The following is a 26336-nucleotide window of genomic DNA, read 5'->3' on the forward strand; positions in this document are numbered from 1 at the left end:
TCGCTGCTGCAAGTAGCGGGCCATCGCCAGCCGCCGGCACGCCCTCGGTAGCGTCCGCACCGACCGGCGGTGTCACGCCAGCGTCACTCATCTGTAGCAATCTGCGCGGCATGAGCAAGCCCTCCCTCGCCCTGCGCGAACTGGATGAACTGGAAACCCTGATCGGCCGTGCCGGCCCGGCGCTGCGCAGCGAGGTGGTCTGCCAGGCGGACTACGGCGGCCACCGCTGGCCGATCCACTGCCTGGAACTGGGCTCGCGCGATCCGGACGTGCCGGTGGTGGGCTTCTTCGGCGGCATCCATGGCGTGGAACGCATCGGCACCCAGGTGTTGCTGGCCTACCTGCATACCCTGGTGGAGCGCCTGCGCTGGGACGAGGAACTGGACCACAGCCTGCGGCGCGTGCGCCTGCTGTTCATGCCGCTGATCAACCCGGGTGGCATGCTGGCCGAGACCCGCGCCAACCCGGCCGGCGTGGACCTGATGCGCAATGCTCCGGTGGATGCCGAAGACCCTCATCCGCTGCTGGGCGGACACCGCCTGTCGCCGCGACTGCCCTGGTTCCGCGGCAAGCCCGGGGAGCCGATGCAGCCCGAGGCGGCGGCGATGTGCCGCGTGGTCGAGGAGCGCATGCTGACGCAATCCTTCAGCCTGGCGCTGGACTGCCATTCCGGCTTCGGCGTGCGCGACCAGATCTGGTTCCCCTACGCCCGCACCGCGCGGCCGATCGACTGCCTGGGCGAGCTGTACGCCCTGCGCAGCCTGTTCCGCGCCACCCACCCGCATCACAACATCTACGTGATCGAGCCGCAGGCGCGCCACTACACCACGCACGGCGATCTATGGGATTACCTCTACGATCGCTCGCGCGAGCAGCCGCAGCGCCTGTTCCTGCCGCTGACCCTGGAAATGGGCTCCTGGCTGTGGCTGAAGAAGAATCCCAAGCAGATCTTCCGGCCGCTGGGCATCTTCAACCCGATCATGCCGCACCGCCTGCAGCGCACCCTGCGCCGCCACCTGACGCTGTTCGAATTCCTGCTGCGGGCGGCGGTGTCGCACCAGCGCTGGCGGCCGGAGGGGGAACAGCGCCGGCTGCTGAATCAGGCCGCGATCGACTACTGGCCCTCGATCCTGAGTTACGAGGACCAGTAGGGCCGGCCCTGCCCCGGGGCGGTGCCGCCAACCTTCCCGCTGAGCTAAGCTCCGGCCCTTGCTGGAGAAATCGCTCATGCCCCATCGCTATGGACTGTTGGTTCCCGGTGTTTCGACCAAGTCGGAACCCCTGCTCGTGCGCGCACCCTTCGACCGCACGGCGATTGGCGAGGTCGCCACGGCTGACGCCAAGGTGGTGGAACACGCCCTGAAGACCGCCTACAGCCTGTATCGCAACCGTGACGGCTGGCTGCCGCTGGCCAAGCGCATCGCGATCCTGGAGGAGGCCTCCTCGATCCTGCTGGCCCGCGGCGAACGCCTGGCGGTGGAAGCGGCCCGAGAGGGCGGCAAACCGCTGATCGACTCGCGAGTGGAGGTGGCCCGCGCCGCCGACTCGCTGAAGATCTGCGTGGAGACGCTGCGCACGCAGGCCGGCGAGGTGATCCCGATGGGTACCACCGCCTCCAGCGCCAATCGCATGGCCTTCACCCAGACCGAGCCGACCGGCGTGGTGGTGGCGATCTCGGCCTTCAACCATCCGCTGAACCTGATCGCCCACCAGGTGGGCCCGGCGATCGCCGCTGGCTGCCCGGTGATCGTGAAACCCGCCAAGGCCACGCCGCTGACCTGCCTGCGCTTCATCGAGATCCTGCGCGAGGCCGGCCTGCCGGAGGAGTGGTGCCTGCCGCTGATCCCGGAGAACAACGAGCTGACCACCAAGATGGCAAGCGACCCGCGAGTGGCCTTCCTCAGCTTCATCGGCAGCGCCAAGGTGGGCTGGGATCTGCGCTCGAAGCTGGCACCCGGTGCACGCTGTGCGCTGGAGCATGGCGGCGTGGCCCCGGTGGTACTGGCCGGCGACGCCGACATCGCCGCGGCCCTGCCGCTGATCGCCAAGGGCGGCTTCTACCATGCCGGGCAGGTCTGCGTGTCGGTGCAGCGGGTATTCGTGGACCGTGGCATCGCCGGTCATTTTGCCGACGAACTGGCCCGGCTGGCGCAGAAGATGATCGTGGGCGATCCAACGCTGCCGGAGACCGAGATCGGCCCGCTGATCGACCCCGCGGAGACGCGCCGCATCCACGACTGGGTGGAAGAAGCCGTGGCGGGCGGCGCCCAGGTGCTCTGTGGCGGCCAGCCGATGTCGGAGACGATGTATGCCCCGACCGTGCTGCTGGACCCGCCCAAGACCGCCCGGGTGTCGACGCAGGAGGTATTCGGTCCGGTGGTCTGCGTCTACAGCGTCGACTCCATCGACCAGGCCATCGAGCGCGCCAACAGCCTGCCGGTGGCCTTCCAGGCCGCCGTGTTCACGCGCTCGCTGGACACCGCGCTGCGCTGCTATCACCGACTGGAAGCCTCGGCGGTGATGATCAACGATCACACGGCCTTCCGCGTGGACTGGATGCCCTTCGCAGGCCTGCGCGTGTCGGGCCATGGCGTGGGCGGCATCCCGCACACGATCCACGACATGCAGGTGCGCAAGATGATGGTGCTGCGATCCAAGGAGATCGCGCGCTGAGTTGCGCAGGACACGGCCGCCATGGCCGTGTCCTGCGATGCGATCAGAACTCCATAACCATCTTCACGCCGAAGTTGTCGGCGCTGTACTCCTGGCCAAACTCATCGGTGTAGTCCATGCCGGTGTAGCTCAGCAGCACCCACTTCCAGCCAGCTTCGATGGTATAGCCCGTGGCATCGTCGAAATCGAGGTTGTCGCCGATACCGTCGGCGTCGAACTTGATGCCGTTGTGCCGTACCACGCCGATGCCCAGACGCGCGCCGTTGTCGAGGTGGTAGCTGCCCACCAGCTGCAGCGGGATTCGGCGCATGTTGATGTCGGCGTTCTCCGCCTGGGTGGTGACGAACTTGAAGCCGATCGTGCCGCGAACCGAGAACGGTGACTCGGCGAAGCGGTAATAAACGCCGGCATCGACGCCCAGGCCCTGTCCGGCCTTCACGTCCTGGGTGTCGCCATTGGTGAACAGGACCGTGGCCACGTCATCGCCGCCGAACTCCAGCGCGCCGCCCACCACGAAGCCGAACTTGGCCGGCTGCGGCTGCCAAGCCTGCGGCGGTGGCGGTGGCTGCTGAGCCGACACAGGCCCGGCCATGAGTGCGCCGGCCAGCGCCAGGCCTGCGATCTTCAGGATGCTACGCATGATTCCCCCAGGTAAAAAGAAAGTGATGCAAGGGCCCGCCCCCCGGCAGGCGTGGCGACTATATCAACGGGAATTCCCTTCAAAAACCTGACGATACGTTCAGGTTACTTTGCCAGCCGACGATGGCATGCAAAACCCGGCGCCAGATGCGGCATAGTTCGCTCCTCAAGGCCTGCCCGCAGGCCGCCCAGAGGCCGCTCACGGCCCGCCAGCCATCCTAGAACCAGACGAGAGCCCGCAATGCTGTTCCAACTCCAGGTCCTGTTTTTCAAGATTCTCATGGCGTTCCTGCTGATCGGAACCCGGATCCTCAATTTCGGCAAGCCGCAGCTGTTCAGCGGCGCCGGCTCCTCCCTGCAGCTCTGCGACCACATCGCCGGTACCGGCGTGACCAAGCTGCTGGTGGTGACCGACGCCGTGCTGATGAAGCTGGGCCTGCTCAACCCGATGCTGGAGCGCCTGAAGCAGAAGGGCGTGATCACGGTGATCTACGACGGCGTGGAGCCCAACCCGACCATCGCGCAGATCGAGACCGGCCTGGCCCTGCTCAAGCGCGAGCACTGCAGCGCGATCCTGGCGGTGGGCGGCGGCTCGTCGATCGACGCCGCCAAGGTGATCGGCGCGCGTGCCACCAACCCGCACCCGATCCGTTGGATGGGCGGCCTGTTCCGCCTGATCTTCCGGCCGCTGACGCTGTACGCGGTGCCCACCACCGCCGGCACCGGCTCGGAGGTGACCATCGCCGCCGTGGTGTCCGATCCGGAGAACACCCGCAAGTTCGCGATCATGGACCCGCGCCTGATTCCCACCGCCGCCGCGCTGGACGCGCAGCTGATGGTCGGCCTGCCGCCGCACATCACCGCCGCCACCGGCATGGACGCGCTGACGCACGCGGTGGAAGCCTACGTGTCGAACAACCACTTCCCCGCCACCGATGCCGAGGCCCTGGAGGCCACCCGCCTGATCATGCAGAACCTGCAGAAGGTGGTGAAGAACGGCCAGGACCTGGAAGGCCGCGCCAACATGGCCCTGGCCTCGTTCAAGGCCGGCGTCGCCTTCACCAGCGCGGGCGTGGGCTACGTGCATGCCATCGCCCACAACTTCGGCGCGTACTACCACGTGCCGCACGGCCTGGCCAACGCCATCGTCATGCCGTACGTGCTGGACTACTCCAAGCCGGAATGCACCGCACGCCTGGCCAAGCTGGCCGAGGTCAGCGGCCTCAAGCAGGGCGGCGAAACCGACGCGCAGCTGGCCGATGCCTTCATCGCCAAGATCCGCGCGATGAACGCCGAGTTCGGCATCCCCACCACGGTGGAGAAGCTCAAGGCCTCCGACATCCCGGCGATCGCCACGGCGGCGCTGAAGGAAGCGCACTGGACCTATGCCGTGCCGCGCTACATGGACAAGCCGACCTGCGAGGGCGTGATCGGCAAGATGCTGCCGGGCTGAACCGCCACCGACGCACCGCGGTCCATGAAAGGCTGCGCCGGGCTTCCCCGGCGCAGCCTTTTCTTTTTGGAGATCCCGATGGAGAACTACTCCGCGCTGGTCACCGGCGGCGCCCAGGGCATCGGCAAGGCGATCTGCACCAGCCTGGTACAGGCCGGCATGCAAGTGCTGCTGCTCGACAACGACCGAGTGGCCGGTCGCGCCACGGAGAAGGAGCTGGGCCCGCAGGCGCATTTCCTGCACGGCGACGCCGCCAGCGAGGCCGACGTGCGCCGCGCCGTGAGCCAGGCACAGAAGCTCGGCCGGGGCCTGCATGCCGCGGTGGCCAATACCGGCATCTCGATCCACAAGCCGGTGACCCGCCTGACATTGCAGCAATGGCGCCGCGTGCAGGCCGTGAACCTGGACGCGCCCTTCCTGCTGGCCAAGCATGCCGCGCCGAAGCTGAAAAGGAGCCGCGGCGCGATGGTGCTGATCGGCTCCTCTCGCGCGCTGATGTCGGAACCGGACTGGGAGGCCTACGGCGCCAGCAAGGGCGGCGTGGTGGCGCTAGCCCATGCCCTGGCGATCAGCCTGGGCCCCGGCGTGCGGGTGAACTGCGTCAGCCCGGGTTGGGTCGCGACCGATGCCTGGCAGCGGCCGGACCGGCGCAGGCCGCCGAAGCTCTCCCCCCAGGATCATGCGCAGCACCCCTCCGGCCGCGTCGGTCGGCCGGAGGACATCGCCGCGCTGGTGCGCTTCCTGCTCTCGCCGGAGGCCGGATTCATCACCGGCGCACATTACCTGGCGGACGGCGGTATGACTCGCAAGATGATCTATTCGTGATTTTTTATTTAAATTAATTTTTATTTTTAATTAAAATTAACTAATTTGGATGGTAAATAGCCTTTAGGGTGAATCCCTTGCGCCCCCGCCTCCGTAGAATCGGAACTCGGGGAGTAGTAATGTCAGAACTGGAACAACTCGAGCGGGCGCGGAGGGTCGATGCGTACCGCCTGCGCTTCACGCGAGAACTGGAAACGGAGTTCCGGCGATCCCACCGTGCCCGCTACCGGCTCCCGCGCCTGATCCTGTTCGCCATCGGCGCGATGGGCTTCGGCCTCGCCCCGCTGTTCCTGGAACTGCTGTGGTTGCCCGCGGCCACCATCCGCCCGATGCTGTTGCCGATCGTCATGGGCGTGGTGCTGCCGGCGGTGCTGGTCGCCCTGGTGGCGACGGCCCTGCGGCGCGGATCGCGGCTGCTGGTGGAGACGGCGCAGAGCATCGGCATCCTGGGTTTCTGGGGCGGCGTGCTGCTGCTGCGCTACTTCGCCCTGCGCGGTGAAATGAACTTCCCGCCGGAAATGCTGGGGGTGGCGATCGTGGCGGTGTCGGTGTTCGGCGGCTTCGACAGCCGCCGCGTCATTCCCGCGGCCCTGGCTTTCTGCGGCCTCGGCATCTTCCTGGAGTTGCACTACGCCAGCAGCTTCGCCCAGACCGGCTCCACGGTGCTGAGCCTGTGCTACATGGGCCTGATCGCGGCAGCCGGCTCCTACACGCACGAACTGCTGGGCCGCATTGCCTGGGCCACGGCGCGCTACGCCTACGCCTCGGCGCGCAGCGATCCCCTCACCGGGCTGGCCACGCGAGCCGAGTTCAACCGCCTGCTGCCGCGCGTGCTGTCGCAGGGGGCCCGCGAGCAGTGCATGGTGGCGGTGGCATTGCTCGACGTGGATCATTTCAAGCGCATCAACGATACCCAGGGACACCTGTTTGGCGACCAGGTGCTGCGGCGCATCGGCGGCGTGCTGCAGCAGATCGCGCGCCGTCCGCTGGATCTGCGTGCACGCTATGGCGGCGAGGAGTTCGTGCTGGTGTGGTACGACATCACGCCGCTGGAGTTCGAGCACCAGATCAGCAACCTGCTCTACATGATCCGCGAGACCACGCTGGAGAATCCGCAACTGCGCCAGGAAATCCCGCTCAGCGCCAGCGTCGGCGGCATCTGGCTGGTCCCTACTCCGGGCCAGCAGGCCGAGCCCCTGCTGCAGGATGCGGACCAGCGTCTCTACGAGGCCAAGGCCGCAGGCCGTGACTGCGCGCGGCTCCAGGCGGCGGAGCACTTCCACCCGCACCAGCACGTGGTGCGCGGTGAATTCGGTCGGCGCCAGTCCTGAGGACGGTCCGCGCGAGCAGCGCGCGGCCCGCGTGCTCTCCGCTACTTCACCTCGAACTCGCGGCGGTCGAACAGCTCATCGTTGATGCGCAGCTCCACGCGATGCTTGCCGCGACCCAGGTCGCCGGCGGGCAGGTATCCCAACAGCACGAAGGGTGTGCGGTCGAAATCGATCTTCACGCTGTGATTGGCCTTGGGCTGGTCACCGGTGTACCAGGTCCAGGTCACATCCTGGTTGCGCCCCACCCACCAGTTCTCGAGCGTGCCGTCCCAGCGGATGATGGTCTTGAGGCAGACCGTCTCCTTGCGCGTGAAGATGATGCGCGGCTTGCGATCGGACAGATCGGTGCTGCCGCGCGTGGTCAGGTAACTGTCCGCGGTCTCGATCAGGTCGGCCGGCGGCACGTAGACGTAGGCCAGCGACGCAATGGCGGCGATTCCCACCAGCGAGGGCCAGCCAGCCTTGCGGAAATGGGTTATCAGGTAGAGGAAGTTGCTCACCGGAGAGGCCACGATGAGCGCGACACCCCAGGCCGTGGAGCCGGCACGGAAGGCGATCACGATCATCCAGGCGTGCGTCACCATCAGCAGGAACAGGCCCAGGCCCACCGCCCACCAGCGCACCGACGCCACCTTGCGCGGACGCAGGGGCTCGGCGGGAGCGCCGGCGGCCCGCTCGCTGCCGGTGAGCGCTCCGGCTTCGCCACGGGCACCGCTGCCGGGCTCGGGCGCCAGGGGCTCGATGCGGCTTGCGGGCCTCACCGGCTGGAATTGCGGGCTCACCGGCACCGCCGCCGGCTCCGGCGCGGCCACGGGCGGGGCCTGCGGTGCCGCAGCAGGCGCCACGGCAGCGGCGACAGGCACCGTGGGAGTCGTGGTAGCAGCAGACGCTTCGGCAGGAGGCGCCTCGCCCGCCGACGGGCGCGCGGCGCCGGGATTGCTCGGCGCGCAACCCTTGTCGGTGAAGTAAATGTCGCCCTTGGCGTCGCGGCACTTGTAGAACGCGGCCGCGGCCGGAGCGCTGTACAAGCCCGCCCAGGCCACGAGCATCGCCAACAGGCAGGCCGTCACCCAACTCTTCACGTGATCCTCTTCAGAAACTGATGGCCGTACTGCATATGCAGCACGGAATGCGCCATGGCGGCCCAGGCCTGCGTCCGGCGGCAGCGGCCAAGCTTACCGGGCCGCCGCGGTCCGTTCCGATTCGCAGTTCTGTCGGCGCGGCCCGAAGCGGGGCCCGACAGGCCCTAGCTTAACGGCGATGCCGGCTGTGCCGCAGCCTCCTGCGTGCACAGGGTCGCCGTGGTGTCGCGGATGATCTCGGCCAGGCGCCAGGCGGCGCGGCCGGGATAGTCACGATCCGCGAACACCAGGTAGAGCTGCAGGAAGCGCTCGCGGCCCTCGCGCAGCGGCAGGGGCTTGAGCTCCCCGCGCGCCAACTCGTTGCGGATGGTCTCCTCCGGATACCAGGAGAAGCCCAGTCCCCGGCAGGCGGCGGCGATGGAGGTGGCCTTGTTGCTGAAGGTATAGCGCTGCTCTGCCTCCTGCCAGCTACCGGCCTCGCGGATGCGCTGCTGCGCGCTGTCGCGGATCACCAGCTGGCGATGCTTGCGCAGATCGCGGTAGTCGATCTCGCGACCCAGGCGGTGCAGCGGATGGTCCGGATGCGCGGCGGCGATGAAGTTCATGCGGATCAGCGCGTCGCCGACAAAGCCTTGCGGCACGTGCCCGGCGATGGCGAAATCCACCCGCCGTTCGATCAGCAGCTCGTCGGTGCCGCCAAGTACGCTCTCGTGGAGCTGGATGCGCGTCTGCGGCTGCTCCTGGGCGAACTGCTCGAAGCAGCGCAGCAGCGCCCAGGTTGGGAAGACGATCTCCGCCGCCAGCCGTACCTCCGGCTCCCAGCCGGCGGCCAGGCTGGCCGCGCCGGTCTCCAGCGCCATGGCCTCGTCCAGCAGGGCGCGTGCGCGGCGATACAGCACCTGCCCCGCCGGGGTCAGCACGGCCTTGCGCCCCTCGATGCTGAAGGCCTTGAGGCCCAGCAAGCGCTCGATCTTCTGCACGGCGTAGCTGACCGAGGACTGGGTCTTGTGAAGCTGCTCCGAGGCCTGGGCATAACCGCCCGCCTCCACCACGGTGGCGAGCGCACGCCATTGTTCCAGGCTGATTTTCGGATGCATTATCAATCCATTCGATATATAAAGCCGAAAATATCTGCTTTTTCATCGAATCACGCAATTGTTTAATGGCCTCACCCCAAAGCAACAACGGAGTGAAGACATGAGCAACCAGACCCGCAACATCCTGCAGATCAACACCAGCCTGAACGGTGAGAACAGCCAGTCGAGCCGTCTGGCTGCCCGCTTCGTCGCCGCCCAGGACGGCGCCCGCGTCACGGTCCGAGACCTGGCCGCCGAGCCGGTTCCCCACCTGGACGGCGCCCGTTTCGGCGCCTTCATCGCCAAGCCGGAAGAGCGCACCGCCGAGCAGCAGGCCGTGGTGGCCTACTCCGACGCCCTGATCGCCGAGCTGAAGCGCGCCGACGTAATCGTGCTGGGCCTGCCGCTGTACAACTTCGGCGTGCCCTCGCAGCTGAAGAGCTGGATCGACCACGTGGCCCGCGCCGGCCAGACCTTCCGCTACACCGCTAACGGTCCGGAAGGCCTGGTGAAGGGCAAGAAGGCCTATGTGTTCGCCACCCGCGGCGGCATCTATGCCGGCACGGCCCTGGACACGCAGACCGGCTACATCCGCGACTTCCTGCGCTTCATCGGTATCGAGGACGTGGAATTCGTCTACGCCGAGGGCCTGGCGATCTCGGACGAGAGCCGCGAGGGCGCCCTGGGGAAGGCCCGCGAGCAGATCGACCGCCTGGCGGCGTAAGCTCCGGACGGGGATCCCCCTGCCAACAACAAGCATCAAGGAGAACTGTCATGAACGCTTTCTTCGACCGCTTCAAGGATCCGCTGGTCCTGCTGGGCCGCCTGCTGATCGCCGCGATCTTCGTCAGTGCCGGCTACAGCAAGATCGGCGGCTACGCCGCCACGCAGGGCTACATGGAATCGATGGGCGTGCCGGGCGCGCTGCTGCCCCTGGTGATCTTCGCAGAGCTCGGCGGCGGCATCGCCATCGTACTGGGCCTGCTGACGCGCCTGGCGGCACTGGGCCTGGCGGTATTCAGCGTCGCCTCGGGTGTGATCTTCCACGGCGGCAGCGCCGACCAGATCCAGCAAATCATGTTCGCGAAGAACCTGGCAATCGCCGGCGGCTTCCTGTTCCTGGTCGCCAATGGAGCCGGACGTCTGAGCCTCGACGCCAAGCTGTTCGGGACAACGTAAGCCCACCCATTCAACGGAGACTGTCATGAACACCCGCAAGCTGCAGCAGGTCATCGATGCGCAGCCGACTTCCGATGGGGCCGGTGTGAAGCTGCGCCGCTCCATCGGGTCGCTGCCGGGCCTGCGCCTCGACCCCTTCCTGATGCTGGACGAGTTCTCGTCCGAGGAGGCCAGCGACTACATCGCCGGCTTCCCCTCGCACCCGCACCGCGGCTTCGAAACCGTCACCTACATGCTCGATGGCCGCATGCGCCACGAGGATCACATGGGCAACCGTGGCGACCTCGGCCCCGGCGACGTGCAGTGGATGAGCGCCGCGCGCGGCATCATTCACTCGGAGATGCCACAGCAGAACGAGGGCCGCATGCGCGGCTTCCAGCTGTGGATCAACCTGCCGGCGCGCGAGAAGATGAAGCCGGCCAGCTACCGCGACATCCCCGCCGGGGAAATCCCGGTGGCGACGCTGCCGGGCGGCGGACAGGTGAAGGTGATCGCCGGGACGGTGACGGCGGGTGACACGCAGACCGAGGGCGCGATCCGCGGCGTCAGCACCGAACCGGTGTACCTGGACGTGGTGCTGCCGGCGGGCACCCGCTACTCGCAGGCCCTGCCGGCGGCGCACAACGCCTTCGTCTACGCCTACGAGGGCAGCCTGCGCATCGGCGAACGCGAGGTGCCGCGGCATGCAGCCGGCGTGCTGTCGGCCGGGGACCTGTTCGAGGCCGAGGCCGGCGCGGACGGCGCGCGCTTCATCCTGCTGGCCGGCAAGCCGCTGCGCGAGCCGGTAGTCCAGTACGGTCCCTTCGTGATGAACACCCGCGAGGAGATCGAGCAGGCGCTAGACGACTATCGGCGCGGCAAGCTGGCGGCGTGAGCGGCGATGCGGTGACGCGAAAGGGGCCCTACGGGCCCCTTTCTTCATGGTGATGCAGGCAATGCTAGTCTGCGAAGCCCGCCGGAACACAGGTTGTCGCCGATGAAAGCCGTCCTCCCGCTGCTGCTCGCGGCGCTGCTGCTGCCGCTCATGGCCCAGGGCGAGGAAGGTGACGTGCCGCTGAGGAAGCACCCCGCGGACAAGCTGCCGGAGATTGGCGAGACTGTCCGCGGCGAGGCCACCCACTACAACGCCGACGGCAGTGGCGCCTGCAGCTACGAGCGCTCGCGGGACTTCATGGTGGCGGCGATCAACACACGGCAGTTCGCCAACAGCACGGCCTGCGGCCTCTGCGCGGAAGTGAGCGGACCCAAGGGTACGGTGCGCGTACGTATCGTCGACCTCTGCCCGGGCTGCGGCGAAGGCGACCTGGACCTGTCGATGACCGCCTTCGGCAAGATCGCCGAGCGCTCCGAGGGACGCGTGCCGATCAGCTGGGTGCCGGTGCCCTGCGAGACCGAGGGACCGCCGTCCGTCCGCATCAAGGAAAGTAGCTCCAAACACTGGCTGGCAGTCCAGGCGCGCAACAGCCGCCTGCCGGTGGAACGCATCGAGGTGCAGGACGGCGACGGCTGGCGCGCGCTGAAGCAGCAGCGCTACAACTACCATGTCGACAAGGAACCCGGCCCCGGCCCGTTCACCTTCCGGCTGACCACGGTGGACGGCGAGCAACAGGTGCTGACCGACATCCCGCTGCGCTCCGGGCGACTGCTGCAGGGGCGAGAGCCGGGACGGGAGGACTAGCCTGCGCGTTCGCGGAACTGGCTGGGCGAGCAGCCGTTCCAGCGCCGGAAGGCACGCGTGAAGCTGCTGGTGTCGGAGAAGCCGAGAAGGAAGGTGATTTCACCGATGCTGTAGCGGCGGTCCTGCAGGTAGGACTGCGCCAGCTCGCGTCGCGTCTCGTTGAGCAGGGCCTCGTAGCTGCTGCCCTCTTCCGCCAGCTTGCGCTGCAGGCTGCGCAGCGACAGGTGCAAGCTGTCGGCCACCTGCTCCGCCGCGGGTACGCCGATGGGCAGCAACTCGGTCAGCACGGCACGCACGCGCGCCAGCAGGTTCTCCTTGTCGTGGTGCGCCAGGTAGCGCAGCGCGATCTCGTCGTTATGCCGCGCCAGCTCCGGATTGGCGCCCTCCAGGCGCTGGTCGAAGGGCCAGCGCGGGAACCAGATGGCGTTCTCGGCGGCGCCGAACTCCAATGGGCAGCGCAGCACGCGCTCGTAGCCGGCGGCGCTGGCCGGGGCCAGGCGCCGCAGCGTGACCCGCCGCGGCGCAAAGCCGGAGCCCAGGTGGCTGCGGCAGAAGCGCAGGAAGATGCTGATGAAGGCGTCGATGGATTCGGGCGCCGGCATCACCGCGCCGGCCGGGCGGATGCGGAAACAGTAATCCTCGCCTTCCGGGAAGAACTCCAGGTCGGCCGCGTCGGTGACCAGGCGGAAGTAGCGCACCATGCGCTCGAAGGCCTCGCGCAGCGTATTGCTGGCTTGCAGGGCATAGCCCAGGGCATGGAAAGTGGTGGCGTTGACCTGGCTGGCCACGGACAGGCCGAAGGCCTCGTCGCCGGTGGCCTGCACCGACAGGCCCCAGAGCCGGGTAGTCTGCTCCAGGGGGTAGCGGGCATTGGGATCGTCCAGGGCGGCAATGTCCAGGCCCGCCTCGGCGAACAGCGCGGCGCTGTCCACCCCGGCCCGGTCCAGGGCACGACGGATCGCCCGCCCCCAGCTGCTGAGTACAGTCGTTCGCTGCATTAGGCGCTATGGGCCAAGCGATTGGCGCCCTGGGTCAGGCCCCACCGGCAACGCTGCTCCAGAATCCCCTGCATCTTCCTCTCCATTTCCGGGAGCATGTTTCGATGTCCACTCCGACGGCAAGTGCCGCGATGACCGACTCGCAGAAATCCGCCCATATCCGCCAGGTGGTGCTGCAGGCCGGCCAGGCCCTGCGCCAGCGCCATCCCTGGCTGCGTCTCCAGGACGCAATCGGGGCGGGGGTGATGGCCGTGTCGGTGGCCGGCATGATCGCCAGCGGCTGGCTGTACGTCATTGGCCTGATTCCGTGGTGGGTCTGCATTCCGGCCAGCGCGCTGTTCGCCTCGTTCATCCACGAGTTGGAGCACGACCTGATCCACACGATGTATTTCCGCCACAGCCCGCACGCCTGGAACCTGATGATGGCGCTGTGCTGGATCACGCGGCCGAGCACGATCAGCCCCTGGACGCGCAAGCGCCTGCACCTGCATCACCACAAGTTCTCCGGCACCGATACCGACCTGGAGGAGATCGGCATCACCAACGGCGAGCGCTGGGGTCTCAAGCGCCTGCTGATGGTGGGCGACCACATGCTGGCGATCTACCTGCGCCCGGCGACGATGCACCGCGTCTCTCGCAATTTCATCCGCGCACAGCACCCGAAGAGCAAGGAGGAATTCCGCGCGCTGGTACGCGAGAACCTGCTGAGCTACATGCCGCTGGGCCTGCTGCACTACGTGCTGTGGCATGGCTTCCTGGCGGTGCAGGCGGTGCTGCTGGCAGCCACGCTGGCCGGACACCCGCTGGCGCTGTCGGCCGGCACGCAGGCGCTGCTGTCGCTGTGGACCACCGTGGTGGTGATCTGGCTGGCGCCCAACGTGCTGCGCGTGTTCTGCCTGCACTTCGTCAGCTCCAACATGCACTACTTTGGCGACGTAGAGCCGGGCAACGTGATACAGCAGACCCAGGTGCTGAACCCCTGGTGGCTGTGGCCGATGCAACTGTTCTGCTTCAACTTCGGCAGCACCCATGCAATCCACCATTTCGCGGTGAAGGAGCCGTTCTACGTGCGCCAGGCCACGGCCCGGACCGCGCACGCAGTGATGCGCGAGATGGGGGTGCGGTTCAACGACTTCGGCACCTTCACCCGCGCAAACCGCTGGGCGAAGGCCGACCAGGCCCGTACGACGGCAGAGGAGGCCGGCGCTACGGCCTGACCCCGCTTCGTGGGAGCAGCGCGAGCCGCGATCTTCTTCTGTCCCGGGCAAAGAGTCGCGGCTCGCGCCGCTCCTACGGGGCCACGGTGATCTTTTCCCTACTGGACAATTCAGTGAACATATGTAAACTGTAAATGTCCAATCTGTGCGGCGCCGCCGCCGGGGGTTTCCGATGACCGCTGCTCCTTCTCGTGACGGCCTGCTCGCCCAGGTGCGCGGCGCCCTGTCCCTGGCCGGCACCGGCCTGGACCGCATCACCGGCCACGTGCACGGCTTCCACCGCGCGATCTCGGACATTCCCTTCAAGACCATGGCGCCGCTGCCCGGCATCAAGGCCGGCAGCGAGCCGACCCGCCTGATCCACGACGGCATCACCGACGGCGTCTATGGCGCCGTGCGCGGCTCCATGCGCCTGGTCTTCGGCGCCGCCGACCAGTTGCTGCGCGAGGCCGAGAAGATCGCCCCGCCGGCTGCTGTGGCGCCGCATGCCCAGCGCGACCTGGCGCTGAGCGCGGTGGCCGGCTTCGTCGGCGACGACATGGCGGCGAAGCGCAATCCGCTCGCACCGCGCATGGGCTTCTATCTGCAAGGCCAGCGCCTGGCGCTAGAGCGGCAGGCCTTGGCCGAGGCCTATCCCGATACGCAAGGGCGGCTGGTGATCTTCGTCCACGGCCTGGCCTGCAACGAGTCGGTCTGGGATTTCTACGCCGAGGCCGAGCAGCCCGACACGCATCCCTATGGCCCGCGCCTGGAACAGGACCTGGGCTACACACCGCTGTACCTGCGCTACAACAGCGGCCTGCACATCTCGCGCAACGGCGCACGCCTGGCGCGGCACCTGCAACGGCTGGTGGAGCGCTGGCCGCGCCGCGTGCAGGAGATCGTGCTGGTCGGCCACAGCATGGGCGGCCTGGTGGCGCGCGCGGCCGTGGCGGCCGGGCTGCGCGAGGAAGACGGCTGGGTGCAGCGCCTGAGCAACGTCGTCTGCCTGGGCTCGCCACACCTGGGCGCGCCGCTGGAGCGCTGGGTGGACGCCGGCGTGCGGCTGATGCGCCGCGTGCCGCTGTCAAGCCCGCTGGCGGAGCTGCTGCATTCGCGCTCGGTGGGCGTGAAGGACCTGTTCCACGGCTACGTGGACGACAGCGACTGGCGCGGCCGCCAGACGCATCATGATGGCGGCGGCGCATTGCGCATCCCCAAGGCCGAGCATGCGCGCTATCACTTCTTCGGTTGCACGCTGGGCGGCGACGAGCAGGACCCGGTGGGTCGCGTGATCGGCGACGGCCTGGTGCTGCTGCCGAGCTCCACCGCGGCGCACCTGGCGGACGCGGATACGGCGGTGCTGTTCCGCACCAACCACATGCGGCTGCTCAACCACCCGGTGATCTACGGCCTGCTCCGCGACGCACTCAGCGGCCGCAAGCTGCTCCGCGGCGAACTGATTTAAGCGTTCGAGCCCAGCATCAGGTAGCGCCAGGTGATGGCGATCAGCACGCCCGCGGTCAGCGTGGAGCGCAGGCGGAAGTAGCCGCCGATGGTGTCCAGCGTGCGCTCGCGCCAGAAGTCGGCGAGCAGCAGCAGCATGAACACCAGCGCCAGCCCCGGCAGGGCCAGGGCGAACTCCAGCGTGATGGCGATGCCGGTGAGCGCCACCAGCACCACCGAGATGAAGACGCCGAGCAGGCCCGAGGGCCCCTGCACCGCCGGCAGCGCGAAGCCCCAGAAGGTGCCGGCCATGAAGGCACCGATCAGCGCCGCCCAGTTCAGCCAGGCCTGGTCCAGCCAGGCGGGCGCGGTGTCCGGCGAGAAGCTCAGCCACACCGGCCCGATGAAGAACGGGATCAGGCCGGTATAGCCCAGGGCGAGAACGATCTTCGGCAGGTTCATCGGCTCACTCCCGTGAGGGTCTACAGGATTTCCCTGACCGCTTCCGGCGGCCGGCCGAGCCGGGCCTTGGCCCCGCGCACGACGATGGGCCGCTCGATCAGCACCGGGTTCTGTGCCAGCAGGCGCAGCCATTCGGCGCGCGGGCGCTGGTCTTTCGGCTTCAGTTCCAGGGACTTGGCCTGCTCCTCCTTGAAGCGGACCAGTTCCTGCGGCTCGAGGCCGAGCTTGCGGCAGAGGGCGTCCAGGGTGGCGGCGTCGGGCGGGTCCTTGAGGTACTCGACCACCTCGGGCTCGATGCCGGTATCGCGCAGCAACTGCAGGGTCTCGCGGCTCTTGCTGCAGCGCGGGTTGTGGAAAATGACGGTCTTGGCTGTAGTCATTCTCCGATTGTGGGAGACCTGGGTGCGGAGCACAATCCGGGCAAACGGGTCCCAGCCCGATGGTACGTCGCCGTACCCGGCCAAGGAGAAGGCTGCATGAGAACAGGGATGTTGCGCTTGCTCGCCCCCGCGATCTTCTGCCTGGGGCTCAGCGCCCCGGCCGCCGCCACCTCGGTGGTGGCCGTGGAGAATGTCCGCGCTTTCCAGGAAACCGTCAGCCACCAGAACAGCAACCGCACGGTGCTGGTGCTGCGGCCGGAGGTGGCCACCGGCTCCACGCCACCGCCGGTATTCGTGCTGCTGCATTTCCTCGACGGCAGCTCCTCGGAGATGGCCAACCTCATCGAGATTTCCAAGCTGGTGCGCGACCGAGGCGCCTGGGTGCTGCTGCCGCAGGCCATCGAGGGCAACTGGAACCACACGCCGAACCTGGCGGACTCGCTCGGCGGACTCGGCGCCATCGACCTGCATGCCGGCCTGGTGGGCTTCAGCGCGGTGGACGACGTCGGCTTCCTGGCCAAGATGATCGACACGCTGACGGCGCGCCACGACCTGGACGCGCGCCGCGTCTACATGGGCGGCTATTCCAATGGCGCGCTGATGACGGTGCGCTTCGCCTGCGAGCGGCCGGAGAAGATCGCCGGCGGCGCGGTGGTGGGTGCCACCATGCGCGACACGCAGGCCCCCAAGTGCATGCCCGCCCGCGCGGTGCCGATGCTCTACATCAACGGCACCGCGGACCAGGTGGCGCCCTATGCCGGCGGGCCGACCAGCCTGTCGGCGGACGCGGCGCTGGCGCTGTGGGTGCAGGCCAACGGCTGCAACCCCACGCCGCAGACCAGCACCCTGCCCGACACCGCCCCCGACGGCACCACCACGCAACGCCGGGCCTGGCGCGGCTGCGCCGAGGGCGTCGGCGTGGATCACTACACGGTGCAGAGCGGCGGCCATACCTGGCCCGGCACGATCGACTTCACGCCCTCGCTGGGCAAGGCCTCGCAGGATTTCCAGGCCACGGACGTGATCTGGGATTTCTTCATGCAGTACAGCCGCTGAGGGCCCGCCATGCGCAAGCACAGAATGCTCCTCGCCGCACTGCTCGGCACCCTGCTCTCCGGCGCAGCCTCGGCCGCCACCGTCAACCAGTTCACCGCTGGCGACCAGCAACTGCCGGCCGCGGCGGGCGATGCCGCGGGCAACACCGTGATCGCCTGGGATAGCTTTGGCCAGGACGGCAGCCTCTCGGGCATCTACGCCCGGCGCCTGGACAGCGCCGGCAATCCGCTGGGCGCGGAATTCCGCGTCAACACGCGCACCGACAACCGCCAGACCAACCCGGCCGTGGCGATGAGCGCCGACGGCCGCTTCGTGGTGGCCTGGAACAGCAATGGCGTGAACGGCGTGGGCCTGGGCATCTTCGCACAGCGCTATGCCGCCAACGGCACGCCGCAGGGCGGCGAGATCCAGGTGGCGGTCAGCGGCGAGTTCGCGATCCAGCCCGGCGTGGGCCTGGCGATGGACCCGCAGGGCAACTTCATCGTGACCTGGGCGGACCGCCGCATCCCCGGCGGCTTTTCCTCGCTGGACACGCGCACGGTGCAGGTGCAGCGCTACAGCCCGGAGGGCACGCCCAAGGGCGCCGCGGTGACGGTGGAGTCCTCGGCGTTTCCCACGGTGCGCAATCCCACGGCGACGATGGACGCGGCCGGCAACTTCACGGTGGCCTGGGTGCAGGGGCCGTCTGGCGTGTCCAAGAGCCAGGTGTTCGCGCGGCGCATCTTGGCTTCCGGCCTGCCGCGCGGCTTCGCTTTCCGCGTGACGGAGAACAACGACCACGTCTCCGACGTGGACCGCGCACGCATCGCCGGCAACGACACCGGCGCCTTCGTGATCGCCTGGGAGCCGCTGGCCCTGGACGCCACCAGCCCCGGCGCCTACCTGCGTGTGTACGACGCCGCCGGCAAGGCGCGCGGTGCGAGCTTTCGCGCCGTCACCGGCGGGCAACTGAAGCGCCACCCGGCCCTGAGCATGAATGCCAGCGGCTTCGTGCTGGCCGCCCACGGCGACGGTGTGTGGGCACAGCGCTATGACCTGCAGGGCAACCGCGTAGGCGCCGAGTTCCGGCCCGACAACTCAGGCGCTCCCTTCACGCAGCTGTTCGGCGTGCCGGTGCTGGACAGCCACGGCGGGCTGACGCTGGTGTGGCAGGACTGGCAGCGGGATGGGGATGGGCGGGGGATCTCGGCGAGGCGGTATACGCCCTAGCCTGCCTGCCGATGGCGGGCGCCCCCTCTCCCTTGATCCCTCTTCCGCAAGGGGAGGGGGAGGATGCGGCGGATCACCACTTTGCGTGATGCTGCTCCACCACGCCCAGGCCCTCGATCTTCTTCACGCCCTGCGCCGTCTTCAGCGTGCCACTGAAGCGCCCGAAAGGCTGGGTGAAGCGGCTGGCCAGCAGGCCCACTGAAATATCCTCGCGGCGCTCGCCTTCCGGCGTGAACTGCACGTCGAGCAGGCCATCGAGGGTGTGCACGCACCAGGGCTGCAGCAGTTGCGCGGGGTCGTACTGGAACACGGCCTGCGACAAGGGCAGCAGGCGGTCGCCCAGCCACATCGCGTTCTCGTGGCCGTTCATGAAGTGCGCCACCAGGTTCACGCCAATGCGCTGGCCGTCCTCGGTGACGCCATCCAGGCTCGCCCAGTTCCAGTCGGTGTTGCGCGGCGGGTAGCCCAGCGTGAAATCCAGCGTGCCACTGGCGGTGTCCTCGACTCGACGGCCGTCGAGTTCCAGCGCCAGGCGCACCGGCATCGCGCAGAGCTTCCAGGTGTGGTGGAAGGGCCGGCCCGGCGAGGAGGCGATGGCGGTCATGCCGGGGCCAGCGTCGCGGAAGCGCATCTCCAGCTTGAGCCGCGGGGCCTGGAATCGCACGTCCCAGCCGCCGCCCGCGGGCAGCGCCTGCCAGCGGCACTTGCCGCTCTTCAGCTCCCAGGCCGCATCCGGCGAGGGGGCAAAGTCCCGGGCGAAGCCGAAGGGCACGGTGGCCTTGTGCTCGGTCAGCTTCTTCGTTTCGCGGTCATAGACGTAGACGAAGGCGGTGGCCATCAGGCCGGCATCCGCCACAGCGTAGCCCACCATGTAGCGCGGCGTGAACGCGCCGAAGTACATCCAGCCCTTGCGTTGCAGGCGGCGCGGCGAGAACAGGCCACGGCTGCCGTCCCAGGCGGCCGTGGAGAGGTCGGCGATGCGGCCCTCGAAGCGACCGTAATCGGCGACGCGGCCGTTGCCGGCATCCAGGGCCTTGGGGGCGGCCGGCAGGCCGGCGGGGCGGGTATCGAAGCTCACGCGGTCACCTTGTTGGTTTGCGCGTCATTCTCGCGCACCCACTCCGGCGGCGCCCAGAGGTGCTTGATGCGCTGGGCCAGCGGGCCCGGGCGGAAGACGTCCCTCCACATGTCGCGGAACTCGTGGAAGTTGAGCGTGATGATGTTGTAGGAGTGAATCTGCTTGGGGATGCCGTACTCCACCCTCTCCACTTCCGGCTCGTAGGTACCGAACCAGCGGTCGAAGATGCACAGGATGCCGCCGAAGTTCTTGTCGATGTACTGCGGGTTGCGGCCGTGGTGTACGCGGTGGCTCGACGGCGTGACGAAGATGTACTCCATCCAGCGATGCAGCTTGCCGACGCTCTCGGTGTGCACGAAGTACTGGTAGGCCAGATCCACGCCGTAGAGCAGGAACACCACCGCCGGATGCACACCCAGCAGCACCAGCGGCATGAAGAACAGCCACCAGCCGGTGATGGAGTACAGCAAGCTCTGGCGCATGGCCGTGGTCAGGTTCATGTGCTGGCCGCTGTGGTGCACCACATGGGCGCTCCAGAACCAGCGCACGCGGTGGCTGGTGCGGTGGAACCAGTAGTAGCAGAACTCCACGCCCAGCAGCATCAGCGGCAGGGTCCAGGCGTTGACCGGGATCGTGAAGAAGCGGTGCTCCCAGAACCACATGGAGGCCACGCCGGTGATCAGCGCATGGGCCACCAGCTCGAACAGCGAGTAGCTGCCACCCAGGCCCAGGTTGGCGGCGATGTCCTTGAACTGGAACTGGTCGCGCCGGCCACGGCCGCGCATGATCTGCCATTCGATGGCGAAGACGATCAGGAACACCGGCGTCATCACGCCCAGCAGCAACTGCTTCCAGTCCTGGTCGGCGCCGATCACGGCCTCGACACTCTGCATCCACTCCATCATGGCTCGCTCTCCTCGCAACCGCTGTTCTGATGGGAGCATTGTGGCGGCAGCCGAGGCAAGGCCGCTTGACCTTGGGTGCCGCGGGGCATGACAGCGGGCGCCATAAATTATATATTCAAAATCATTAACTTAAATAAAAATCAACGGGCAGGCTCAGCCTGCGCCGGGAGAGTCCCGCAATGAAAAGCTTCTTCAGTGCCCTCCTCGTCCTCTGCCTGGCCGGCTGCGCCAGCAACTCCCCTGCCCCCGAGACCCCTCCCACGGCTTCATCTCCCATCTTCCTGGTCCGCGATCCGGTATTCCTGCTCTGCGAAGCAGAGGGCCTCGTGGCACACGACGCCGCTCGCCAGGCATTGCTGTTCGACCAGAGCCAGGCCGACATGCTGGCCAACGCCACGGGTGATGCCTCGCTGACCGCGCTCATCAACGAGATCTTCCGCCAGGCCCGCGAAGAGGGCTTGAAGGAACATGCCAAGTTCGGTGCGGCGCAGTTCTACCGCTGCGTGGAACGCGAAGGCTTGATCCAGGTGCGCAATCCCAATGCCGCGGTTTGCCTAGCGCGCACCGACCTGGTCTTCTTCCTGAACGCCGACCGCATCCGCGGCAAGACGCCGGAAGAAGCCAACCAGGGCCTCAAGAAATACCTGCAAAGCGCCTCGCCAGCCGTGTATCCCCACGCGCTGGTCGATCAATTGACGCCGATGGCGTATCGCATCCAGAACGAGGATGATCACTACGACCTGCGGCAATTCGTCTTCCAGACCTGCCTGGTCCCGGAGGACTGGAAGGCCTGGTGGAACAGCACCCAGCAAAGCAAGGTGGAGTAGACCATGAGACTGATCGCGCTGATCCTGACGATGCTGGTCGTGCTGCCGGCTCGAGCCGACACCGTCGGCTGCGTGACCACCTCCTGGAAGCTGATCGGCGCCAACCACAAGGTCTGCGTCGAGGCCTTCGCCGATCCGAAGGTGCCGGGCGTGACCTGTCACGTCAGCCAGGCCAAGACCGGCGGCGTCTCCGGCTCGCTCGGGCTGGCCCAGGACCCGGCGCAGTTCTCGCTGTCCTGCGAGCAGACCGGCCCGATCACGATCCCGCCCAAGCTGCCGGAACAGGAAACCGTGTTCACCGAGGACACCTCCATCCTGTTCAAGGAAACCCGCGTGACGCGACTCTGGGATGCCAAGCACAACACGCTGGTGTACCTGGCCATCAGCCGCAAGCTGATCGACGGTGCACCGAATAACAGTGTGTCGACGGTGGCGGTGCGGCCTTGGGGAACGAAGTAGAGCATGCGGCCTCCCGAATTCGATGAGTGGCTGAGCGGACTTCCGCCCGACCCGGTCGTCTTCATCGGAGCCTTATGGGCGCTTGCCATCATTTGGCAATTCCTTTCGGGTCACATCGTGCTGGGCCTGCATGGCGCGTCCATCAGCCGGAGCAAGGAAGCCCTCCTGTTCTGGACGCTGCTGCTGGCGGAAGCGGCAACCCTGATCTGGGTCTTCATCGGCTGAAACAGGGACGCAGATCGACAACGCTCCGAGGGGATCGTCTGCCCAGCGCCGTTAGGGCAGGTAGTACTCGTCCTTGCTCAGCACGCCATCCCCATTCGTATCGCGTCTGGAGAAACGCTTGTCCAGTTGCGAACCTGGCTTGACCTCGGATTTCTGCACCAGGCCGTCGCCATTGCTGTCGGTCCATATGTCCTTCAGCGGTGCACCGACTGCCGGGGCGCCCACCGAGGCCGATCCTGGTGCATCGAGCGACGCCCCGGGCAACGTGCCAACGCCAGCGATGAGGCTGCCGGAAAAAAGGAATGCCGCTGCTGCGGTGCTGAAGGCCAAGCGGTTCATATCGCGAACTCCCTGTGTTGGTTGGCGAAAACCGCAGGGAGGCCGAACGCTCACGCAGGATCGACTCCCGCGCGGCGTTGCGCACGGCCGGGTGGCCGCCGGCTAAAGTCAGCAGGAAACATGCCACGAATGCGCGCAGGAGCGATCGTTGGCCGCGACGGTGGCTGCGCGTATGCGCCGGCCTTGATCGCGGCCAACGGCCGCCCCTACGGGGACGCCGTCAGACCTCCAGTTCAGCCAGCCCTTGCTCGAGATAATCCAGCAGCCGCTGCATGTGCGGCAGCCGGCGACGGCAGGCGATGAGGCCGAACTCCAGCTTGTCGGCGTAGCTGTTGAGCGTGATGTTGAGCGCCTGGCCGTCGATCACGATGGACACCGGGTACATGCCCTCCAGCTCGGCGCCGTTCCAGTAGCGCTTCTCCTTGGGGCCCGGCACGTTGGAGATGGTGACGTTGAAGGCCTGCCAGCGCGGCGCGGCGCCGGTGGCGTAGTTCAGCGAGAACGGCGCCATGGTCGCCGCCATGTAGTTGACGATCTCGGCTTGCGACATCTTGCCGAAGCGGTCCTTGGAGGTCTGCACGGAGCGCTGGATGGCCTGCAGGCGCTCCACCGGATCGTCGATGGTGGTGTAGAGGTTGGCCAGGATCATGGCCACCTGGTTGCCGGAGTCGCTGTCGTCGCGGCGCAGGGACATGGGCACCATCGAGGTCAGCGGCTTGTCCGGCAGCTCGCCCAGCTCGATCAGATAGCGGCGCAACGCGGAGCCACACATGGCCAGCACCATGTCGTTGAGCGTAGCGTCGTGGCGCTTGCCGGCGGCGCGGATGCGCTCCAGCGACCAGCTCTGCGCGGCAAAACGGCGCGAGCCGGTGATGCGCTGGTTGAGGATGGACTTGGGTGCCTGGAACACCGAGACATAGTCCGGGTTGCTGCGCGCGGCGCGGATGGAGCGATACAGCTCGCGCGTCACCGTGGGCAGGGTCTTGGCCTGCGCGGCGAGCATCTGGCCCGCTTCGCCGACGCCGGACCAGAAGCCGCCGCCGCTGCGTTCCTCGTCCACCTCGCGCTTGCGCGGCGGCATGGCCCAGATCGGGATCGTGACGGCGTCCGGCGAGTCGCTGGTGCCACGGATCATCATGCGCATGGCCGCGATGCCGTCGACCAGGGCGTGGTGGATCTTGGAGTAGATGGCGATGCGGCCATCTTCCAGGCCGTCGATCAGGTAGAACTCCCACAGCGGCTTGGCGCGGTCCAGGTGCGCGCTGTGCAGCTGCGAGACCAGGGCCAGCAGCTCGCGGATACGGCCCGGCGACGGCAGTGACAGGTGGCGGAAATGCGCCTCGATGTCGAACTCCTCGTCCTCCACCCAGAATGGTGCACCGAGCTTGCGCTCCAGGCGCAGGTTGAACGGCGGGTGGGCGGTGACGTGGCTGCGGATGGATTCGGCCAGCTTCTGGGTGTAGCCGGGGCCGGCGTCCTTGGGCGGGCGGGCCAGCTGCAGGCCGCCGACGTGCATCGGCTGGTTGCGCCGCTCCAGCAGCAGGAACATCTGGTCTTGCGGGCTCAGGGGCTTCATGCGCGTCTCTCTCCCTTGTTCAGAATGTGCCGTTGTTGCTGCCGACGGCCAGCGTCCGGCTACGGCCGTCGCTCAGCGTCAGCGTGACCGGCGCGTCCGTGGTGATCTGGTACTGCACGGCCTTGCCGCGCAGGCAGCTGCCGGCGGCGTCGATGCGCAGCGAGCGCACGTTGGCCAGCGTGCCCGTCAGCTTGCCTTCGGCCGCAGGCACCGTGGGGTTGTCGAGCCGTTCTCGCCGGGTGCCGGTCCAGGGCACGGGATCGATGCCGGCGTTCACCCCCGTTTCGTACGTCGGCTGCGCGATGCCGCAGCCCAGGCTGGTGAGGTCCACCGCGCTCGGCCCTTCGGCCTCGGCGACGATCTGCGAAACCCAGTAGGCGCGGTCGTGCTTGATCGCGTACTCGGGCGCGTCGAGCCTGGCGTCGGTCTTGTAGGTGACCCGCGCCGGGTTCTTCACGCGCTTCAGTCCGGCGACATAGGCGGCTTCCTTGCGCCAGTCGTCGAAGATCAGGTAGCTCAGATGCTCGGCAACCGGGTGCAGGAAGAACCGGTAGGGAATCTCCTCCTGCGCCATGCGCACGCCCATGGCCAGGGACGAGGTCACATGCACCAGTTCGTCGGCGCCGGAGTAGAGGCTGGCGATAGGGATGTGCCGCAGGTTGCCGACGTAGTCGATGATGTTGACGTCGCCGCCCACCGCGCCACCGGAGGACAGCGGCGGGATCGAGGCGCCCAGGGTCGTGGCCAGCGCCGTGACCAGCGGCGGCAGCGGGTTGCCCGGGATCGGCAGGTTGAACAGGTCGCCGGTGAAGCCCACCCAGTTGACCGCGCCCGCGAACAGGTCCGGGTACAGCGCGGCGAAACGCAGCGTGCCGAAGCCGCCCATGGAGTAGCCGCTGACCAGCAGCTGCTCGTCGTCTACCGGGTAGTTCGCGCGGATGTCGGCCAGCGCGTCGAGTACGTCCCGCTCGGAGATGCCGCTGAAGAAGCCATGCGGTCCGCGCCCCAGCGGGGCGATGATGATGCGGTTGGGCTCCTCGCCGAAGCGCTGCTGGAAGTTGGCCTGGTTGATCTGGCTGCCGTGGTTGGCCTCGCAGCCGTGCATCAGCAACTGCGCCGCATGCGGGCCGGGCTTGGTCGGGACGTAGACGCCGTAAGGCTGGTACTTGCCCAGGTAGTTGAAGCGCTGCTCGCAGGGCAATTGCGTGGCGCCATGAACGCCGGGCACGCCGATGATGTCCACGCCCTCGCCGGGCGGCAGGGTGTACTGCGAGGTGTAGACGCGCTGCTGGAAGCCGGTGACGGCCGGCGCGGCGCGGGTGACGCCGCCGCGCAGGTCGGCCACGCTCACCACCTCGCCGAAATCCGAGATGTCGCCCTCGCGCAGCGCCTCGGACTGGCGGTCTTCCCACCAATTGCCGCTGGCCGGCAGCACCTGGTTGAGCAGGCCATCCGCCTTGGCCTCTTCGCGCGGCCCACGGAAGGCTACGTTCATGACCTTGCCGTTCTTCTGCGCCACCACGGCCTGCACGCGCCAGCTACCACCCGCCGGTAACGGCAGGCGGCCGACGATGCGGTTGCTGTCCGGGTTGCCCTCGGCGAATTTCGCCAGCACCTCCCAGCCACGGCTCTGGATGCCCAGCCCTTCCCAGCTTCCGCCACCGGTGTCGGGATTGTTGTCGGTGTCGATGGCCAGCGCGGCGATGGCGTCGTCGGCGTGGTAGAGCGTGTTGAGCTCGAAGTCCGCCACCAGCTCGTTGCCCTCGATCGAGAGCGTCAGCGAGACCAGGTCCGCGGTGTTGTCCAGGCCCGCCGGGTAGCGCACGTCGCCGGCCGTGGGAGACAGCAGGCCCGGCGTGGTGGCCAGCGGATTGCCGCTGGCGCCGGCGCGGGTCAGCGCGTTGAGCACGGCGGGTGACAGCGAGACGATGCCGGCGTCGGCACCGTAGTCGTCGTAGACGTAATCGCGGTAGATCAGCTTGCCGCCGCACAGCTCGGTGGTACCTGCGACCCAGGAGCTGCGCTCGCAGGACCGGCTGCTGCCTGCGCCATCCGTGACGGTGACGGAACTGCTGCTGTGGCAACCCGCCAGGAGGGCGGCTGCCAGTAGCGCGGGGGTATATGGGCGCATGCTCTCTCCTCGTCGCCGCGTGGGTCCGCGGCCTGTTGTGGTTCCTGGGCCTCTGCCGGGCCCGGTAACCCTAGTGTTGGACAGAACGGGGGCAGCGGCAAGCGCCCGGTGCT

General features: G+C 67.7%; 27 protein-coding genes. 16 read left to right on the plus strand and 11 right to left on the minus strand.

Annotated elements, in window-relative coordinates; genetic code table 11:
- Positions 1–110: 110 nt before the first annotated feature.
- Both QT386_RS08610 and QT386_RS08615 read left to right on the plus strand, forming a co-directional pair.
- Entirely contained in the window at positions 111–1151 is a 1041-nt protein-coding gene (locus QT386_RS08610; RefSeq protein WP_289273338.1) for a M14 family zinc carboxypeptidase, read from the plus strand.
- 76 nt (positions 1152–1227) lie between these two features.
- Complete coding sequence (locus tag QT386_RS08615; protein ID WP_289273339.1) at positions 1228–2673, plus strand: aldehyde dehydrogenase family protein; 1446 nt, start codon at positions 1228–1230, stop codon at positions 2671–2673.
- Between the two features lie 43 nt (positions 2674–2716).
- Here the strand turns inward: QT386_RS08615 and QT386_RS08620 are convergent, their stop codons facing one another.
- Positions 2717–3313 (minus strand): outer membrane beta-barrel protein, encoded by a 597-nt coding sequence (locus QT386_RS08620; RefSeq protein ID WP_289273340.1) that lies wholly within the window; start codon positions 3311–3313, stop codon positions 2717–2719.
- A gap of 240 nt (positions 3314–3553) precedes the next feature.
- Here QT386_RS08620 and QT386_RS08625 point away from each other — a divergent pair, with 240 nt between their 5' ends.
- The 3 genes from QT386_RS08625 to QT386_RS08635 all read left to right on the plus strand — a co-directional run bounded on the left by QT386_RS08625 (position 3554) and on the right by QT386_RS08635 (position 6921).
- Positions 3554–4765 carry an iron-containing alcohol dehydrogenase gene (locus QT386_RS08625; protein WP_289273341.1) on the plus strand — a complete coding sequence of 404 codons (1212 nt, stop codon included), beginning with the start codon at positions 3554–3556 and terminating at the stop codon, positions 4763–4765.
- A gap of 78 nt (positions 4766–4843) precedes the next feature.
- Positions 4844–5590: an SDR family oxidoreductase gene (locus QT386_RS08630; RefSeq protein ID WP_289273342.1), complete on the plus strand. Its 747-nt coding sequence runs from the start codon at positions 4844–4846 to the stop codon at positions 5588–5590.
- 119 nt (positions 5591–5709) lie between these two features.
- The gene (locus tag QT386_RS08635; protein WP_289273343.1) at positions 5710–6921 is read left to right on the plus strand and encodes a diguanylate cyclase; all 1212 of its coding nucleotides are present in this window, start codon (positions 5710–5712) and stop codon (positions 6919–6921) included.
- A 41-nt stretch (positions 6922–6962) separates the two neighbouring features.
- Here QT386_RS08635 and QT386_RS08640 read toward each other — a convergent pair whose 3' ends face one another.
- Entirely contained in the window at positions 6963–7991 is a 1029-nt protein-coding gene (locus QT386_RS08640; protein WP_289273344.1) for a hypothetical protein, read from the minus strand.
- A 176-nt stretch (positions 7992–8167) separates the two neighbouring features.
- Positions 8168–9100 carry a LysR family transcriptional regulator gene (locus QT386_RS08645; RefSeq protein ID WP_289273345.1) on the minus strand — a complete coding sequence of 311 codons (933 nt, stop codon included), beginning with the start codon at positions 9098–9100 and terminating at the stop codon, positions 8168–8170.
- A 100-nt stretch (positions 9101–9200) separates the two neighbouring features.
- Between QT386_RS08645 and QT386_RS08650 the strand changes: the two genes are divergently transcribed.
- From QT386_RS08650 to QT386_RS08665, 4 genes are all read left to right on the plus strand, one after another.
- Complete coding sequence (locus tag QT386_RS08650) at positions 9201–9803, plus strand: FMN-dependent NADH-azoreductase (RefSeq protein WP_289273346.1); 603 nt, start codon at positions 9201–9203, stop codon at positions 9801–9803.
- A gap of 50 nt (positions 9804–9853) precedes the next feature.
- On the plus strand, positions 9854–10258 hold the full coding sequence (locus tag QT386_RS08655) for a DoxX family protein (protein ID WP_289273347.1): 405 nt from the start codon (positions 9854–9856) through the stop codon (positions 10256–10258).
- 25 nt (positions 10259–10283) lie between these two features.
- Positions 10284–11132: a pirin family protein gene (locus QT386_RS08660; protein WP_289273348.1), complete on the plus strand. Its 849-nt coding sequence runs from the start codon at positions 10284–10286 to the stop codon at positions 11130–11132.
- Between the two features lie 102 nt (positions 11133–11234).
- Positions 11235–11936: an expansin EXLX1 family cellulose-binding protein gene (locus tag QT386_RS08665; RefSeq protein WP_289273349.1), complete on the plus strand. Its 702-nt coding sequence runs from the start codon at positions 11235–11237 to the stop codon at positions 11934–11936.
- On the opposite strand, the gene QT386_RS08670 is transcribed toward QT386_RS08665, so the two are convergent.
- The gene (locus tag QT386_RS08670; RefSeq protein ID WP_289273350.1) at positions 11933–12934 is read right to left on the minus strand and encodes an AraC family transcriptional regulator; all 1002 of its coding nucleotides are present in this window, start codon (positions 12932–12934) and stop codon (positions 11933–11935) included. The genes QT386_RS08665 and QT386_RS08670 overlap by 4 nt on opposite strands.
- Before the next feature lie 104 nt (positions 12935–13038).
- Between QT386_RS08670 and QT386_RS08675 the strand changes: the two genes are divergently transcribed.
- Both QT386_RS08675 and QT386_RS08680 read left to right on the plus strand, forming a co-directional pair.
- Entirely contained in the window at positions 13039–14151 is a 1113-nt protein-coding gene (locus QT386_RS08675) for a fatty acid desaturase (RefSeq protein ID WP_289273351.1), read from the plus strand.
- A gap of 172 nt (positions 14152–14323) precedes the next feature.
- Positions 14324–15598 carry a triacylglycerol lipase gene (locus tag QT386_RS08680; protein ID WP_289273352.1) on the plus strand — a complete coding sequence of 425 codons (1275 nt, stop codon included), beginning with the start codon at positions 14324–14326 and terminating at the stop codon, positions 15596–15598.
- Here QT386_RS08680 and QT386_RS08685 read toward each other — a convergent pair.
- A complete protein-coding gene (locus QT386_RS08685) occupies positions 15595–16038 on the minus strand; it encodes a DUF3429 domain-containing protein (protein WP_289273353.1) in 444 nt (147 codons plus the stop codon). The genes QT386_RS08680 and QT386_RS08685 overlap by 4 nt on opposite strands.
- A gap of 20 nt (positions 16039–16058) precedes the next feature.
- The gene (gene arsC, locus QT386_RS08690) at positions 16059–16418 is read right to left on the minus strand and encodes an arsenate reductase (glutaredoxin) (protein WP_289273354.1); all 360 of its coding nucleotides are present in this window, start codon (positions 16416–16418) and stop codon (positions 16059–16061) included.
- Between the two features lie 96 nt (positions 16419–16514).
- On the opposite strand from arsC, the gene QT386_RS08695 reads away from it, so the two are divergent.
- Positions 16515–17474: a PHB depolymerase family esterase gene (locus QT386_RS08695; RefSeq protein ID WP_289273355.1), complete on the plus strand. Its 960-nt coding sequence runs from the start codon at positions 16515–16517 to the stop codon at positions 17472–17474.
- 9 nt (positions 17475–17483) lie between these two features.
- Positions 17484–18683: a hypothetical protein gene (locus tag QT386_RS08700; protein WP_289273356.1), complete on the plus strand. Its 1200-nt coding sequence runs from the start codon at positions 17484–17486 to the stop codon at positions 18681–18683.
- Positions 18684–18756: 73 nt separating this feature from the next.
- Here the strand turns inward: QT386_RS08700 and QT386_RS08705 are convergent, their stop codons facing one another.
- Both QT386_RS08705 and QT386_RS08710 read right to left on the minus strand, forming a co-directional pair.
- The gene (locus QT386_RS08705) at positions 18757–19761 is read right to left on the minus strand and encodes a DUF2804 domain-containing protein (protein ID WP_289273357.1); all 1005 of its coding nucleotides are present in this window, start codon (positions 19759–19761) and stop codon (positions 18757–18759) included.
- Positions 19758–20666, minus strand: coding sequence for a sterol desaturase family protein (locus QT386_RS08710; RefSeq protein WP_289273358.1), 909 nt, complete (start codon positions 20664–20666; stop codon positions 19758–19760). Before QT386_RS08710 ends, QT386_RS08705 begins: the two co-directional genes overlap by 4 nt.
- A gap of 179 nt (positions 20667–20845) precedes the next feature.
- On the opposite strand from QT386_RS08710, the gene QT386_RS08715 reads away from it, so the two are divergent.
- From QT386_RS08715 to QT386_RS08725, 3 genes are read left to right on the plus strand one after another with little or no spacing between them, the layout of a single operon-like run.
- Positions 20846–21493, plus strand: coding sequence for a hypothetical protein (locus tag QT386_RS08715; RefSeq protein ID WP_289273359.1), 648 nt, complete (start codon positions 20846–20848; stop codon positions 21491–21493).
- A 3-nt stretch (positions 21494–21496) separates the two neighbouring features.
- On the plus strand, positions 21497–21952 hold the full coding sequence (locus tag QT386_RS08720; protein WP_289273360.1) for a CreA family protein: 456 nt from the start codon (positions 21497–21499) through the stop codon (positions 21950–21952).
- Positions 21953–21955: 3 nt separating this feature from the next.
- Entirely contained in the window at positions 21956–22177 is a 222-nt protein-coding gene (locus QT386_RS08725) for a hypothetical protein (RefSeq protein WP_289273361.1), read from the plus strand.
- Positions 22178–22228: 51 nt separating this feature from the next.
- On the opposite strand, the gene QT386_RS08730 is transcribed toward QT386_RS08725, so the two are convergent.
- The 3 genes from QT386_RS08730 to QT386_RS08740 form a co-directional block, all read right to left on the minus strand.
- Positions 22229–22516 carry a hypothetical protein gene (locus QT386_RS08730; RefSeq protein WP_289273362.1) on the minus strand — a complete coding sequence of 96 codons (288 nt, stop codon included), beginning with the start codon at positions 22514–22516 and terminating at the stop codon, positions 22229–22231.
- A gap of 220 nt (positions 22517–22736) precedes the next feature.
- Positions 22737–24092 carry a wax ester/triacylglycerol synthase family O-acyltransferase gene (locus tag QT386_RS08735; RefSeq protein WP_289273363.1) on the minus strand — a complete coding sequence of 452 codons (1356 nt, stop codon included), beginning with the start codon at positions 24090–24092 and terminating at the stop codon, positions 22737–22739.
- A gap of 19 nt (positions 24093–24111) precedes the next feature.
- Positions 24112–26223 (minus strand): hypothetical protein, encoded by a 2112-nt coding sequence (locus QT386_RS08740; RefSeq protein WP_289273364.1) that lies wholly within the window; start codon positions 26221–26223, stop codon positions 24112–24114.
- Positions 26224–26336: the final 113 nt, after the last annotated feature.

The organism is Solimonas sp. SE-A11 (assembly GCF_030345715.1).
Classification (GTDB): Bacteria; Pseudomonadota; Gammaproteobacteria; order Nevskiales; family Nevskiaceae; genus Solimonas_A.

Bases quoted from the DNA above. Each gene is read 5' to 3' on its own strand.
- QT386_RS08700 (WP_289273356.1), top strand. From the start codon at position 17,484: ATGCGCAAGCACAGAATGCTCCTCGCCGCACTGCTCGGCACCCTGCTC.
- QT386_RS08660 (WP_289273348.1), top strand. From the start codon at position 10,284: ATGAACACCCGCAAGCTGCAGCAGGTCATCGATGCGCAGCCGACTTCC.
- arsC (WP_289273354.1), bottom strand. From the start codon at position 16,418: ATGACTACAGCCAAGACCGTCATTTTCCACAACCCGCGCTGCAGCAAG.
- QT386_RS08735 (WP_289273363.1), bottom strand. From the start codon at position 24,092: ATGAAGCCCCTGAGCCCGCAAGACCAGATGTTCCTGCTGCTGGAGCGG.
- QT386_RS08620 (WP_289273340.1), bottom strand. From the start codon at position 3,313: ATGCGTAGCATCCTGAAGATCGCAGGCCTGGCGCTGGCCGGCGCACTC.
- QT386_RS08725 (WP_289273361.1), top strand. From the start codon at position 21,956: ATGCGGCCTCCCGAATTCGATGAGTGGCTGAGCGGACTTCCGCCCGAC.
- QT386_RS08715 (WP_289273359.1), top strand. From the start codon at position 20,846: ATGAAAAGCTTCTTCAGTGCCCTCCTCGTCCTCTGCCTGGCCGGCTGC.
- QT386_RS08710 (WP_289273358.1), bottom strand. From the start codon at position 20,666: ATGATGGAGTGGATGCAGAGTGTCGAGGCCGTGATCGGCGCCGACCAG.
- QT386_RS08630 (WP_289273342.1), top strand. From the start codon at position 4,844: ATGGAGAACTACTCCGCGCTGGTCACCGGCGGCGCCCAGGGCATCGGC.
- QT386_RS08610 (WP_289273338.1), top strand. From the start codon at position 111: ATGAGCAAGCCCTCCCTCGCCCTGCGCGAACTGGATGAACTGGAAACC.
- QT386_RS08665 (WP_289273349.1), top strand. From the start codon at position 11,235: ATGAAAGCCGTCCTCCCGCTGCTGCTCGCGGCGCTGCTGCTGCCGCTC.
- QT386_RS08650 (WP_289273346.1), top strand. From the start codon at position 9,201: ATGAGCAACCAGACCCGCAACATCCTGCAGATCAACACCAGCCTGAAC.
- QT386_RS08685 (WP_289273353.1), bottom strand. From the start codon at position 16,038: ATGAACCTGCCGAAGATCGTTCTCGCCCTGGGCTATACCGGCCTGATC.
- QT386_RS08730 (WP_289273362.1), bottom strand. From the start codon at position 22,516: ATGAACCGCTTGGCCTTCAGCACCGCAGCAGCGGCATTCCTTTTTTCC.
- QT386_RS08655 (WP_289273347.1), top strand. From the start codon at position 9,854: ATGAACGCTTTCTTCGACCGCTTCAAGGATCCGCTGGTCCTGCTGGGC.
- QT386_RS08625 (WP_289273341.1), top strand. From the start codon at position 3,554: ATGCTGTTCCAACTCCAGGTCCTGTTTTTCAAGATTCTCATGGCGTTC.
- QT386_RS08635 (WP_289273343.1), top strand. From the start codon at position 5,710: ATGTCAGAACTGGAACAACTCGAGCGGGCGCGGAGGGTCGATGCGTAC.
- QT386_RS08645 (WP_289273345.1), bottom strand. From the start codon at position 9,100: ATGCATCCGAAAATCAGCCTGGAACAATGGCGTGCGCTCGCCACCGTG.
- QT386_RS08615 (WP_289273339.1), top strand. From the start codon at position 1,228: ATGCCCCATCGCTATGGACTGTTGGTTCCCGGTGTTTCGACCAAGTCG.
- QT386_RS08675 (WP_289273351.1), top strand. From the start codon at position 13,039: ATGTCCACTCCGACGGCAAGTGCCGCGATGACCGACTCGCAGAAATCC.
- QT386_RS08695 (WP_289273355.1), top strand. From the start codon at position 16,515: ATGAGAACAGGGATGTTGCGCTTGCTCGCCCCCGCGATCTTCTGCCTG.
- QT386_RS08680 (WP_289273352.1), top strand. From the start codon at position 14,324: ATGACCGCTGCTCCTTCTCGTGACGGCCTGCTCGCCCAGGTGCGCGGC.
- QT386_RS08740 (WP_289273364.1), bottom strand. From the start codon at position 26,223: ATGCGCCCATATACCCCCGCGCTACTGGCAGCCGCCCTCCTGGCGGGT.
- QT386_RS08720 (WP_289273360.1), top strand. From the start codon at position 21,497: ATGAGACTGATCGCGCTGATCCTGACGATGCTGGTCGTGCTGCCGGCT.
- QT386_RS08670 (WP_289273350.1), bottom strand. From the start codon at position 12,934: ATGCAGCGAACGACTGTACTCAGCAGCTGGGGGCGGGCGATCCGTCGT.